Origin of the sequence: Streptomyces flavusporus (genome assembly GCF_046267975.1) — a bacterium.
Lineage (GTDB): Bacteria > Actinomycetota > Actinomycetes > Streptomycetales > Streptomycetaceae > Streptomyces > Streptomyces flavusporus.
Genome location: NZ_CP176503.1, coordinates 9,712,403 through 9,724,606, shown reverse-complemented (window position 1 = coordinate 9,724,606; position 12,204 = coordinate 9,712,403). Strand labels below are relative to the sequence as shown.

Here is a 12,204-nt window from a genome sequence, read left to right as displayed (position 1 = left end):
CATGGGGGAACCACTGATGACGCCGAATCAGGCCAGCGCGGGCGAACTGCTGCAGCTGATCCGCAGCGGCCGTGCCAACACCCGCACCGACCTGCAGAGCGTGACCGGTCTGTCCCGCTCCACCGTCGGACAGCGCCTGGACCTCCTCAACCGCGCCGGGTGGCTGCGGCACACCACCAATACCTCCACCGGCGGCCGTCCCTCCCACCGCATCGACTTCGACCCGGCCCACGCGTCGGTCATCGCCGTCGACCTGGAGACCCGGCATGCGCGCCTCGCCGTTCTCGACCTGGCCGGCACCATCCTCGCCGAGCACACCGGGCCCTTGCGCATCACCGACGGCCCGGACCAGGTGCTGGACCAACTGGCTGCGGGGTTCCCCGACCTGATCGCCGCGGCCGGAGTCGACGCCACCCACATCTGCGGCATCGGACTGTCCGTACCCGGGCCCGTCGACTTCGAGACCGGCCGGGTCGTCGAACCCCCGAGCATGCCCGGCTGGGACCAGTACCCCCTCCGCGAACGCCTCCAGACGGCCTACGCCGACCACGTCGGTCCCAGCATGGACGACGGGCCCGTCCCCGTCTTCGTCGACAACGACGCCAACCTGATGGCGCTGGCCGAACACCAGGCCAACCACCGGGACTGCTCGGCGTTCGTCCTGGTCAAGGTCTCCACCGGCATCGGTGCCGGAGTCGTCGTCGGCAACCAGGTCTACCGGGGCATCGACGGCGGCGCCGGCGACATCGGCCACATCCGGCTCCACGACCGGCCCGACGCGCTGTGCATGTGCGGCTCCCACGGCTGCCTGGCCGCCGTCGCCAGCGGCCGGGCGCTGGCCAAGGAGCTCTCGCGCCTCGGCGTCGAGACCGCGTCCGGGTCCGATGTCCGCCGCCTGCTCGCCGAGGGACACCCCGACGCCATCCGCCTCGCCCGGGACGCCGGCCGACGCGCCGGCGAGGTCCTCGTCACCGTCGTCACTCTCCTCAATCCCGGGGTGCTGATGCTGGCCGGCGACCTCTCCGGCGTCCCGTTCATGACCGGGGTGCGCGAGCTGCTGTACCAGCGCGCCATGCCCCGCACCACTGCCAACCTGCAGATCGTCACCTCACGCCTCGGCGACCACGCCGGTCTCATCGGAGCCGCGACCATGGTCGTGGAGTTCCTCTACTCCGCGGCCCGAGCCGATGCCCGCCTCAACCGCCTCGCGCCCTGACCGCGCGGGTCACCGCACGCAGACAGGAACATCGTGACCAACACATCCGCCCCCTGGCCCCACCGCCCCGTGGAGGTCGGACTCGTGGGTGCCGGACCCTGGGCGCGGGCCATGCACGCCCGCATGCTCGCCGCCGGCCCGGAGACCCGGCTGGCCGCCGTCTGGGCCCGCCGGCCCGAAGCCGCGCAGCAGGCCGCAACTCCCTACGCGGCGCACGTGGCCGCCAGTTTCGACGAACTGCTCGACCACTGTGAGGCCGTCGCCTTCGCCGTGCCGCCCGCCGTCCAGGCCGAACTGGCACCGCTCGCGGCCAAGCAGGGCAAGGCCCTCCTGCTGGAGAAGCCCCTCGGCCCCGATCTGGCCGCGGCGCAACGACTCGCAGACGCCGTCGCCGACGCCGGTGTCATCTCCCAGCTCGTCCTCACCAAGCGCTATCACCCCACGACCCGGGCCTTCCTCGACGCCGCCCGTGGGCTCGACGTGGTCGGCGCCCGCTCCTGCTATCTTCACGGCGCGTTCCTGAGCGGCGACTTCGCCACCGGCTGGCGCCTCGAACACGGCGCACTGCTCGACCTGGGCCCCCACCTGCTCGACCTCCTCGACGCCGCGATCGGCCCGATCACCCACATTCGCGGCACCGGGGACCCACGCCGCTGGATCGAGCTGACCTGCGAGCATGCCAACGGTGCCGTGAGTCAGGCGTCCCTGTCCGGTGCGGTCGACGTGCCGCGCGTCCTGACCCGCATCGAGCTCTTCGGCTCCGGACCGCAGGTGGTCTACGACACGGCCGGCATCGACCACGAGGAGTGCTGGCCCGTCCTCCGGCGCGACTTCGCCACCGCCCTGCGTACGCACACGCCGACCGAACTCGACGCCTGGCGGGGCCTGCACCTGCAGACCCTCATCGAGCAGGCCACCCCACGCTGAACCAGTCCTCTTCCAGGGACCGTGCCGACATCCGGGCGGCACGGTCCCTCCCGGAACGCAGCGAAGGCAAACCCCCGTTCGCCGGTGAACACCATGAAGTGCATCCGGCCCTTGGTGCTGATCGCGGACATCGCGTTCACCGAGAACCGGTTGCCGGTGCGGCGCACGACCGGGGTGCGCCCCTTTCTCGCCCCAGGTGCGGCCGGTGACCTGGCCGGAGCGGTGCCGACCTGGTCGGCGAAGAGCACCTCGCCGCCCTCGGCCTTCGCCTTCGCGCGGATCGCCGGCCCGGTCTCCTCCTGCCCGAGGCGTACCGCTTCCGCGTCCTGCTCGACGGCCCGCTTGTCCGGGCGCGGGAACGACAGGCCCCAGCGGCGCAGGTACGTGCCCACGCCCTGCTCGGTCAGCCGCACCCGGTACAGCTTGGTGATCAAGTCCCGCACGCCGGCCCGGGCCCACAGTCGGCCCGCACGGCCCAGGTTGCACGGCCGGTGATCCTGCACCTCCCCTCCTACTGTGGAGACCGTGACCGGAGGGATAGTTGGGGGTCATGGCATCCAGGAAGCGCATCTACGACGCCGAGTTCCGTGAGGGGGCGGTACGGATCGTGACGGAGACCGGGAAGCCGATTCCGGAGGTGGCCGAGGATCTGGGCATCCATCCCGGGACGCTGCACAGCTGGGTCTCGCGGACCCGGCGCAACGGATCGCCGTCGTCGGACCGGCCGGTGGCCGAGCCGTCTGGTGGCCGGCTGCGGGAGAGTGAACGGGCGGAGCTGGAGCGGCTGCGGGCCGAGGCGCGGGAGAACACCAAGCGCATCCGCGAGCTGGAGATGGAGCGTGATGTGTGCAAGCGATTCGTGGCCTTGTGGGTGAAGTAGCTGAGGCGGACCCGGCCGTGGCGGTCGGGGTGATCAGCAGCTGCAAGGCCGAGGAGGGCATACCGCATCGCGTCGCCTGCCGGGCTCTGGGGGTGTCGGAGTCGTGGTACTACAAGTGGCGCGACCGGCCGCCGACCGCGCGGGAGATGCGCCGGCAACACCTGGCGGAGGAGATCGAGGAGATCTTCCGCTGCTCCGGGGGCACCTACGGCTCGCCGAAGGTGCTCATCGAGCTGGTGCGCCGGGGCTGGCGTGTGTCGGTGAACACCGTCGCGAAGCTGATGGCCGAGCTCGGGCTGGCGGGCCGGAAGGTCAAGCGCCGCCGGTCGCTGACCAGGCCGGGCAAGCGGCCGGCCGCCCCGGACTTCGTCCGCCGGGACTTCACCGCCGAGGAACCGGACCTCGTCTGGGCAGGCGACATGACCGAGATCGACACCGGTGAGGGCAAGCTCTACCTGGCAACGGTGATCGATCTGTTCTCCCGTCGGCTGCTCGGCTACGCGATGGGCGCCCGGCACGACGCCGAGCTGGTGGTGGCCTCACTCAACATGGCCGCGGCCACCCGGGGCGGCGACGTCCGCGGCGTGATCATGCACACCGACAGGGGCAGCGAATACTGCTCCCGGAAGTTCAAGCGGGCCTGCCGCAAGCTGGGCATCGTGCAGTCGATGGGCAGAGTCGGATCTTGTTTCGACAACGCCGTGAGCGAGGCGTTCAACAGCGTGCTGAAGGTCGAGTACGTCCACCGGCACACCTTCCGCACCCGCACCGAGGCCCGCATCAAGATCGCTACCTGGATCACCGACTTCTACAACACCAGGCGGCTACACAGCGTGTGCGGTTTCAAGAGCCCAATCGACTACGAACGCGAGTACCGGGCCACCCTCGCCGAGGGACTGGCCGCATAGATCGTCTCCACGCTGCGAGGGGATTGACATCCAGTACGGCCTGCGGGACCGCTTGCTGCCCGGCCTCGCCGAGGAGCTGATGCTCGCCGGCCCGTCGCCCGCGCGGCTGGGCCACGAGTGCCTCGCGGCCGCCCGCCGGCCACTTCGCCCACCAGTTGTCCACGGCCTTGAGCGAGACCTTGAACAGCTCCGCGACGTCTTCACGGTCCCGGCCCGCCACCAGCGCAGCCACCGCCCGCATCCGAAGGGCCTCCTGCGCCGACGGCGACAACTGCCGTGCATCTCCCACCCGTTCACTCACGCAGGGAACAACGACCCCGAACACCTACCGTTTCGGATCAATAGTGTTAGCCAACTGCAGCGCCACCGAGTCACCGATACGGCACTCCGCCTGGTCGATAAACCTGCGGCGGCAGTCATCGCCCATATGGCCCGGGATATACCTCCGCTCGGGTGACACGATCGCGTGGGGCATGAGATCGCAGGCCATAGTGGGGCAGAACGCCATTGCAAGCGTGCGCTGATTCAGTTGGCCGGACCGGAATCGGGTCAGCACGCAGATCGAGAACAACCAGGAGCCACAGCGTGCCCATGCATTCCGAGTCCCCACCCAGCACCTCGCCGGTGGATTTCTATGAGAACGAGGTGCCGGTCCGGCGCAGGCGGCCCGGGAATGTGGTGGTGAAGTGGCTGACCACCACCGATCACAAGACCATCGGCACGCTGTACATCAGCACAGCTTTCGGCTTCTTCGCCTTCGGCGGGATCCTGGCGCTCTTCATCCGCGCCGAACTGGCGCGCCCGGGCCTGCAGATCTTGTCGAACGAGCAGTACAACCAGGCGTTCACGATGCACGGCCTGATCATGCTGCTGATGTTCGCGACGCCGCTGTTCGCAGGCTTCACGAACTGGATCATGCCGCTGCAGATCGGCGCCCCGGACGTGGCGTTCCCGCGGCTGAACATGTTCGCCTACTGGCTGTACCTGTTCGGCTCGCTGATCGCTGTCGCCGGCTTCCTGACGCCGAACGGCGCCGCGGACTTCGGCTGGTTCATGTACACGCCGCTGTCGGACGCCGAGCACTCACCCAATGTCGGTGGAGACATGGCCATCATGGGTCTGGCGTTCTCCGGCTTCGGCACGATCCTGGGTGCGGTCAACTTCATCACCACGATCATCTGCATGCGCGCCCCCGGCATGACGATGTTCCGCATGTCGATCTTCTGCTGGAACACGCTGCTGACCAGTGTCCTGGTCCTGCTGGCCTTCCCGGTCCTGGCCGCGGCCCTGTTCGCGCTGGAGGCGGACCGCAAGTTCGGCTCGCACGTCTTCGACGCTTCCAACGGCGGCGCGCTGCTGTGGCAACACCTCTTCTGGTTCTTCGGTCACCCCGAGGTGTACATCATCGCGCTGCCGTTCTTCGGCATCATCAGCGAGATCATCCCGGTCTTCTCCCGCAAGCCGATGTTCGGCTACACGGGTCTGATCGCGGCGACCATCGCGATCACGGGTCTGTCCGTGACCGTGTGGGCCCACCACATGTTCGTCACCGGCGGTGTGCTCCTGCCGTTCTTCGCCTTCATGAGCTTCCTCATCGCCGTCCCGACCGGCGTGAAGTTCTTCAACTGGATCGGCACGATGTGGAAGGGCTCGCTGTCCTTCGAGACCCCGATGCTCTGGGCCACCGGCTTCCTGGTGACGTTCCTTTTCGGTGGTCTGACCGGTGTCATCCTGGCCTCGCCGCCGATGGACTTCCACGTCTCCGACTCCTACTTCGTCGTCGCGCACTTCCACTACGTCGTCTTCGGCACCGTGGTCTTCGCGATGTTCGCCGGATTCCACTACTGGTGGCCGAAGTTCTCTGGCCGGTTGCTGGACGAGCGGCTCGGCAAGATCACCTTCTGGACGCTGTTCGTCGGCTTCCACGGCACCTTCCTGGTCCAGCACTGGCTGGCTGCCGAGGGCATGCCGCGCCGGTACGCCGACTACCTCGCCGCCGACGGCTTCACCGCCCTGAACACCATCTCGACGATCGCCTCGTTCCTGCTGGGCCTGTCGGTCCTGCCGTTCCTCTACAACGTCTGGAAGACGGCCAGGTACGGCAAGCCGGTCGGCGTCGACGACCCGTGGGGCTACGGCCGCTCGCTCGAATGGGCGACGTCCTGCCCCCCGCCGCGGCACAACTTCCTCACCCTGCCGCGGATCCGCAGCGAATCCCCGGCGTTCGACCTGCACCACCCGGACATCGCCCAACTCGAGCACAAAGGCGCGCCTGCGCGGAGCGTGAGCGGCCCGGGGAAGGAACTGCGGTGAACCGTCCGTCCCCTGACGATCCGGTTCAGGACGGGCTGCACCGGCTCGACGGTTACCTCTACTGGCAGGCCGAACTGGCCGAAGCACGCAGGGAAGCCACGGCCTTCTGCGACAGGCTGCCCTGGCTCACCACCGGCGAGCGCCACGATCTCGAAGAGGAGTACGCCCGCGCCCGCGTGGACATGGCCAAGGCCGCCATCCGCCGCATCGCCGACCGGTGCACCGAACTGCGCGCCGAATACGAGGCCCGCTACCAGCACCTGCGCCGGCGGACCGTCGCACTCACCCTCGGCACGGCGTCCTGCATCCTCACGGTGTGGGAACTGCTACGTCACTGACCAGCCGGGGCTGTGCCCCCAACGCTCCAGCGTGATCTTCAACATGTCCGACAGACGCGCTCGAACAGCACCTCCACCGGCTGCGGGCGAGTATGCCGGACGCGGCCGCGCACCGGGCGGCGTGATCGCCCGCGTGCTGCAGCGCATCCTTGCGCTGACCGCTGCGATCTGGCACACCGCCCACACCGGCCGGCTCGTCCTGCGCTCACTGACCGCCTACGATCACTGCCCCTTGGAATCGATCATCTAGGTGCAGTTGCACGCTTATATACGTCCCAGCCGACTGGTCAGTGGATCTGTGACTCGTCCGGTCGTTTGCCGGGAGTGGTCAGCCGATTCTTGGCCACCTGCCGGCGCACGGATTCCGCCTCTGCGTACGCGAGGGCAAGGTCGGTCGGCTGGGCGACCTGTCGCTCGGCCTCGGTGACAACGATGCGGGCTTGTTCTTCGATCGCCGCGCACCGCTCGGCATCGTCAGCGACCACGACGGCGCAGTTGTGCAACAGCCGAAGCAGAGCATGAGCGACGGTTGGTTCACGAGCCCCGTAGCGGCGGATGAGCCCGCACATCACGGCGAGGTATTCCGGAAACCGCCGCCCGGGAATGATCACGGCGGCGCCGCCGTCGTCTCGAACGATGTGGTTTCCCAGTGGGCGCTGCGCGAGCGCGCAAAAGATCACGGACAGGTGATCGATGGCCTGAACCGCTGTGTACGGATCGTTGACCGCCGGCGACAGCGCCTTACATGCGACGTCGACCAGTTGCCGGATTCCGAACGCGGCGTCCTGTTCCAGGGTGCGCTCGAATCCGACACGCACCCCGGCGTCCAGCACCCGCGAGAACCTCTGGGGGTCAGGAGCGGGATCGCTCGGTGAGCCACGCCAGATCCACGCCAGCGTCGTGCCGGCGACGACGTGTTCGCCGACCCGGGGCCGCAGCCGCAGACAGACCTCGTGCTCGGCGGCTACAGACAGCAGCAGGTGAGGACGCACCACCTGCACGTACCCGGACCGCTGGGCGGCGATGGGCACGGCCCACTCCGGTACTCCCATGAGTTCCTCGCCGCCGGCGAATACCCCGTCGCGGACCACCTGGACGGTGTTGCGCTCCACCCCGCTCATGATCGCGTCGACCTGGATGGAGTGCAGGAGATGGTCGGCGAAGAACACCAACAGGCCGAGGCTGACGAAGAGCAGCACGATCGCGCCGCTCACCGCGAGCCGGGGAAAGCCGGCGGAGCGGCCCCCTCCCGAGACGCCAACCGTGTAAAGACCAGCCGCACTGTAGGCGAAGGTCGCCACGAAGACGCTGAGCACGATCTGGTTGGGCCGATCGCGAAGAAAGTTGCGCAGCAGCCGGGGCGAGAACTGGGTGGACGACAACTGCAGCGCGACCACGGTCAGGCCCAGCAGCAGCGCGATGACCGTGACCATCGTCCCGGCGATCCCGATCAGCAACGTCCGGGCATCGTCAGCGGTCCCCTGGAATGCCAGCGGCGATCCGGAACCGGTCTTGACCAGGGACAGCAGTGACCCAGCGACCAGTGCGCCCAGCACGGACAGCGTGGGAAGCACCCACAGCGACCCTCGAACGTACTCCGCCAGCGCATCACGTCGGATCATGTTCAACTCCCGCACGTCGATGCGTGGCCAACCTGGGCCGACACGGGCACATCTCCACGTACAGCGCAGCCAACGCTGACCACGGCCTGGCATGGCCAGTATCCGATGAGTTCGTCGACTGTCCAAGTGATCACGCCCCCTGCGATCGCGGCGTGAGAGCGCCTTCCACGGAGGCGTACGGACACCGCCGCAGACCACCCGTCCGGGCGACGTGCGGCCGTGTGGCTCGGTCCGGCCGTGTGCCGTTCGGCGGGGGTGTGCGATCGCCAATACGGGCGGTGATGGGTCGTACGTAAAGCGACCGGCACATGGATCACCTGGTCTCGACTGCGCGGCTGGGCCACTGCCCGCGGTCTTCCGGAGTGAGGAAGAAGAACGGTCACCCGCGAGCTGGGTTACCGAGGCAGCAAGCGGACCGTCCGTCGGCACCTGCAGGGCATCCGCGCACCGGAAGGCCGGCCAACAGCGCGCACCGGCCTGGCCCCGCGCGTCGCGGGACCAGGCCGGTCGGGTTTTACGGGTGCCGTCAGCCCTGGCGGGCCTTCAAGCGCGGGTTCTTCTTGTTGACGACGAAGACCACGCCCCGCCGCCGGACCACCTGGGCCCCCGGTTTGGACTTCAGCGAGCGCAAGGACTTGCGCACCTTCATGGCTCCGCTCCTTTCCTGTGCGGATACGGGTTCACGGTCAGCGCTGGGCTGCCGTCGTACGGCCGTAGCGGCGCTCGAAGCGCTCCACCCGGCCGGCGGTGTCCACGACCCGCGAGGCCCCGGTGTAGAACGGATGGCTCGCCGAGGAGATCTCGACATCGACCAGCGGGTAGGTGTTGCCGTCCTCCCACTCGATCGTCCTTGCCGAGGCGGCCGTGGAGCGGGTCAGAAACGCGACGTCTGCGGCGCGGTCACGGAAGACGACCGGACGGGTTTCGGGGTGGATGCCAGACCTCATGGGGATTGCTTCCCTTCTCATGGTTTCGTCCGCCCGGGGGGGCGGCGGCGTGGTTCAGCGTTCCTCGCGGAAGAGGACGTGCGCCCCGGCCACCGGGTCGTACTTGCGCAGGACCAGCCGGTCGGGGTCGTTGCGGCGGTTCTTGCGCGTCACGTAAGTGATGCCGGTCCCCGCCGTCGACTTCAGCGTCACGACGGGGCGCGCGGTGTTGCGTGCCATGAGGTCCTCCTTTCGCCCGGGCATTGACTGGTGCATGCCAGGGCCTGTGGACTGGAACAACGGCTCCTGCCGTCGCATTCCCGACCCAGCGCGAGACACCCGTTGCCGCAGCCCCGCCGAGACGGCTCCACCAGGGCACCGATGCGCTGCACGGCACCGCACGGCCCCCGACCCCGCTCCGGCCGCGCGGGGAAACGTGTCGCCCCCACTCGGCACACCGCCCACGCCGCCTTCCGAACCTCATCGACGCCGCAGCACCCTCCATCCCGGCACCTGGCGCCAAGCCGGCTGAGACCTACCGCCCCATCGGCCGCCCCTGGAACAACACGGCCAGTGTCGCGCCGACGAGATCCAGGGCAGCGTCCTGGTCGTGGCCGCACTCGACGGGAGCCCGCGCTCGAGGTCGCGTACGCCGACGACCCCCTTATCCCAAGGTCATCCGCTGGATCCTGGCCCTGCACGGCAAAGCGTGCCGCGAGCACCCTGCCATGCGTTCGAGACGATCCGCGAGTACTTCGGATACCTCCCACAGCGACCGCCCGATCTGGTGAATTACCCACGAAATTAGCTAGGTTGCCACCACCTCGCCCGACGTCCACAAGGGAGCGGCAGCCATGAGCCAGCAGCAGATGACCTTTCGTGCCATCGAGGTCGGTGACGGCGGCGACGGACGCTGGGCCGCCCATACACAGACTTTGTGGCCGCTCGCGGAGGGTTGGACGACCGAGGAGGGCCGGACCCCGGAGGGCGCGGACCGTGCTCGGAAGCTGTTCGAGGCACACATGCCGGAGCTGGTCCCGGTGCTCGACCGGCTCGCCCGTCAGCTCGACCGGCCCGGAGGGGAAAGCTTCCTCACCCTCGCAACCTTGCGCCCCTTCTTCTCGGGCTGCACCCAGATCGGTGGCAACGGCACCTTGCTGCGCAACTACGACTTCAGCCCCGACGAGTGTGAGGGCACCATCGTTTCCTCCCACTTCCTCCGCCCGGTGATCGGAATGCAGGATGCGGCCTGGGGCTTGCTGGACGGGATGAACGATGCCGGGCTCGCGGTCTCGCTCACCTTCGGCGGGCGATTCGTCCATGGCCCCGGCTTCGCCATTCTCATCGTGCTGCGCTACCTGCTGGAGACGTGTGACACCGTTGACGAGGCACTCAGCAGACTGAAGTCCATACCGATCGCAATCCCGCAGAACGTCACTCTTGTCGACCCCGATCAGGCGGTGACCGTGTTCGTGGGACCGGACATCTCACTGACTGAGGCACCGGACGCCTGCGCTGCCAACCACCAGCACCCTCCGGTGCCTGACGAGCAGGAGCAGTTCTCCCGGACCCAGGAGCGACTGAAGGCCATTCGCGCAGCGGGCGCGGACGTGGCGGCGATGCTGAAGCCGCCGCTGTATCAATCCGCATACGACGAGGGGCTGGGAACGGTCTACACCGCCCATTACCGGCCCTCCGAGGGCCGCGTAACTTACCACTGGCCTGGTGAGTCCTGGGAACAGTCCTTCGCTGACTTCGCTCCGGGATCTCGCACGGTAACCATCGGGCAAGCCGGCTGAGAGCGAAGGTTGACCAGTGGCCACCGGTACTCCCGGCGGCCCCTTTCGCTTCGTACGGTGGCCGTATGGGCGCGGTTCTGCCGGGGGTGCGGCGGTCCGCTGGTGCCACCTTGGCACTCAGCACCACAAGGGCCTGTCCGACAGATCACGCGTCCGGTCGAACGGCCTCGGGCGCGAGGGCCGTGAAATTCCGTTGCTCCCCGGCAACCAGCGGCCTACGGTCCCGATGATGCTGCCTCCGGTGGAAACGGACGAAGAGTGGGACGCGGTCGTCCCCGACGAGACGGTGATGCGCCCCGGAGTGGAGGACCTCTGTGCACGCCTTGGTCTTTCCGGCGCACCGCTGACTCGCTTCCCGGACGGGTCGCAGCCGGTCTACGCGGTGGGTGACGAGCACGTGCTCAAACTGTTCCCCGGAGCCGCCGCCCAGGACGGCGTCGCCGAAGGCCGCGTCCTCACCCACGTCCAGGGACGGCTGCCGGTACCGACACCGCAGGTGCGTGACTTCGGCCCGTACGAGAACGGCTGGCAGTACGTCCTGATGTCCCGGCTCCGCGGCGAGAACCTGGCCGGCGCCTGGGACCGCGTGCCGCGCAGCCACCGTGAACGGCTCGTCACCGACGTGGGTGAGACCCTGGCGGTACTGCACTCCCTCAACCCCGATCCCCTCGCAGACGTCCTCGGCCCCGGGGACTGGGGCGCCTTCCTGGACCGCCAACGTGCCGGTGCGGTGGAACAGCAGCGCGCCCACGGACTGCCGGCCGCCTGGCTGGAGCAGATCCCGGAGTTCCTGGCCTCGGTCCCGCTGCCGCGCGCCCCGCACCGTTCCCTGCTGCACACCGAGGTCATGCAGCAGCACTTCCTCGTCGATCCCGACGGGTGGCGCCTGACCGGGCTCTTCGACTTCGAACCGGCCATGATCGGTGACCGCGCGTACGACTTCGTGGGCGTCGGCCTGTTCGTCACCCGCGGTGATCCGAACCTGCTGGCCCGACTGGCCAGGGCGTACGGCCACACCTTCGAGCCGTCCGAACTGCTCGCGTACACGGTGCTGCACGTGTACAGCAACCTCCCCTGGTACATGAGGGAACTGCGCGTACCTGCCGAAGGAACACTGCTTGCGCTTGCGGAGGCATGGTTCGGCACGGCGTGACGCATGTCTGTCGCAGTGCCGAACCAGCAGTGGGCCGCCGTGTGTGCCGTCCCCCAACCCATGCGTCGAGGCGCGGTGGCCGGCGTCGGGCGATGACAACAGTTCTCATCAACATTTCCGAG

General features: G+C 68.5%; 14 protein-coding genes and 1 pseudogene. 9 read left to right on the top strand and 6 right to left on the bottom strand.

Features of this window, described 5'->3' with window-relative positions:
• Window position 1: 1 nt before the first annotated feature.
• Together ACKTSN_RS45905 and ACKTSN_RS45900 are read left to right on the top strand one after the other, a co-directional pair.
• Complete coding sequence (locus ACKTSN_RS45905) at window positions 2-1,216, top strand: ROK family transcriptional regulator (protein ID WP_409474485.1); 1,215 nt, start codon at window positions 2-4, stop codon at window positions 1,214-1,216.
• A 33-nt stretch (window positions 1,217-1,249) separates the two neighbouring features.
• Window positions 1,250-2,143 carry a Gfo/Idh/MocA family protein gene (locus ACKTSN_RS45900; RefSeq protein ID WP_409474484.1) on the top strand — a complete coding sequence of 298 codons (894 nt, stop codon included), beginning with the start codon at window positions 1,250-1,252 and terminating at the stop codon, window positions 2,141-2,143.
• Between the two features lie 368 nt (window positions 2,144-2,511).
• Here the strand turns inward: ACKTSN_RS45900 and ACKTSN_RS47600 are convergent.
• A pseudogene (locus ACKTSN_RS47600) lies at window positions 2,512-2,556 on the bottom strand (hypothetical protein); the annotation flags it as partial.
• A gap of 137 nt (window positions 2,557-2,693) precedes the next feature.
• Here ACKTSN_RS47600 and ACKTSN_RS45890 point away from each other — a divergent pair.
• Both ACKTSN_RS45890 and ACKTSN_RS45885 read left to right on the top strand, forming a co-directional pair.
• Window positions 2,694-3,023, top strand: a complete 330-nt coding sequence (locus ACKTSN_RS45890) for a transposase (protein WP_409474483.1) — start codon at window positions 2,694-2,696, stop codon at window positions 3,021-3,023.
• Entirely contained in the window at window positions 3,011-3,931 is a 921-nt protein-coding gene (locus tag ACKTSN_RS45885; RefSeq protein ID WP_409474482.1) for an IS3 family transposase, read from the top strand. The genes ACKTSN_RS45890 and ACKTSN_RS45885 overlap by 13 nt, the downstream gene beginning before the upstream one ends.
• On the opposite strand, the gene ACKTSN_RS45880 is transcribed toward ACKTSN_RS45885, so the two are convergent.
• On the bottom strand, window positions 3,867-4,172 hold the full coding sequence (locus ACKTSN_RS45880) for a helix-turn-helix domain-containing protein (protein ID WP_409474481.1): 306 nt from the start codon (window positions 4,170-4,172) through the stop codon (window positions 3,867-3,869). The genes ACKTSN_RS45885 and ACKTSN_RS45880 overlap by 65 nt on opposite strands.
• A gap of 350 nt (window positions 4,173-4,522) precedes the next feature.
• Between ACKTSN_RS45880 and ctaD the strand changes: the two genes are divergently transcribed.
• Genes ctaD through ACKTSN_RS45865 form a run of 3 tightly spaced genes read left to right on the top strand, consistent with a single transcriptional unit; the run spans window position 4,523 to window position 6,832 of the window.
• On the top strand, window positions 4,523-6,244 hold the full coding sequence (gene ctaD, locus ACKTSN_RS45875; protein ID WP_409475097.1) for an aa3-type cytochrome oxidase subunit I: 1,722 nt from the start codon (window positions 4,523-4,525) through the stop codon (window positions 6,242-6,244).
• On the top strand, window positions 6,241-6,582 hold the full coding sequence (locus ACKTSN_RS45870; protein WP_409474480.1) for a hypothetical protein: 342 nt from the start codon (window positions 6,241-6,243) through the stop codon (window positions 6,580-6,582). The genes ctaD and ACKTSN_RS45870 overlap by 4 nt, the downstream gene beginning before the upstream one ends.
• 43 nt (window positions 6,583-6,625) lie before the next feature.
• Window positions 6,626-6,832, top strand: a complete 207-nt coding sequence (locus ACKTSN_RS45865; RefSeq protein WP_409475140.1) for a hypothetical protein — start codon at window positions 6,626-6,628, stop codon at window positions 6,830-6,832.
• Window positions 6,833-6,869: 37 nt separating this feature from the next.
• Here ACKTSN_RS45865 and ACKTSN_RS45860 read toward each other — a convergent pair whose 3' ends face one another.
• From ACKTSN_RS45860 to rpmG, 4 genes are all read right to left on the bottom strand, one after another.
• Window positions 6,870-8,204: a DUF2254 domain-containing protein gene (locus ACKTSN_RS45860; RefSeq protein WP_409475096.1), complete on the bottom strand. Its 1,335-nt coding sequence runs from the start codon at window positions 8,202-8,204 to the stop codon at window positions 6,870-6,872.
• Between the two features lie 526 nt (window positions 8,205-8,730).
• Window positions 8,731-8,853, bottom strand: coding sequence for a type B 50S ribosomal protein L36 (gene ykgO, locus ACKTSN_RS45855; RefSeq protein ID WP_037617513.1), 123 nt, complete (start codon window positions 8,851-8,853; stop codon window positions 8,731-8,733).
• 37 nt (window positions 8,854-8,890) lie between these two features.
• Entirely contained in the window at window positions 8,891-9,151 is a 261-nt protein-coding gene (locus ACKTSN_RS45850; RefSeq protein WP_224738870.1) for a type B 50S ribosomal protein L31, read from the bottom strand.
• A 54-nt stretch (window positions 9,152-9,205) separates the two neighbouring features.
• Window positions 9,206-9,370, bottom strand: coding sequence for a 50S ribosomal protein L33 (rpmG, locus tag ACKTSN_RS45845; RefSeq protein WP_409474479.1), 165 nt, complete (start codon window positions 9,368-9,370; stop codon window positions 9,206-9,208).
• Between the two features lie 614 nt (window positions 9,371-9,984).
• Here rpmG and ACKTSN_RS45840 point away from each other — a divergent pair.
• Together ACKTSN_RS45840 and ACKTSN_RS45835 are read left to right on the top strand one after the other, a co-directional pair.
• The gene (locus ACKTSN_RS45840; RefSeq protein WP_409474478.1) at window positions 9,985-10,929 is read left to right on the top strand and encodes a C45 family autoproteolytic acyltransferase/hydolase; all 945 of its coding nucleotides are present in this window, start codon (window positions 9,985-9,987) and stop codon (window positions 10,927-10,929) included.
• A gap of 229 nt (window positions 10,930-11,158) precedes the next feature.
• Window positions 11,159-12,082 carry a phosphotransferase gene (locus ACKTSN_RS45835; protein WP_409475095.1) on the top strand — a complete coding sequence of 308 codons (924 nt, stop codon included), beginning with the start codon at window positions 11,159-11,161 and terminating at the stop codon, window positions 12,080-12,082.
• Window positions 12,083-12,204 lie beyond the last annotated feature (122 nt).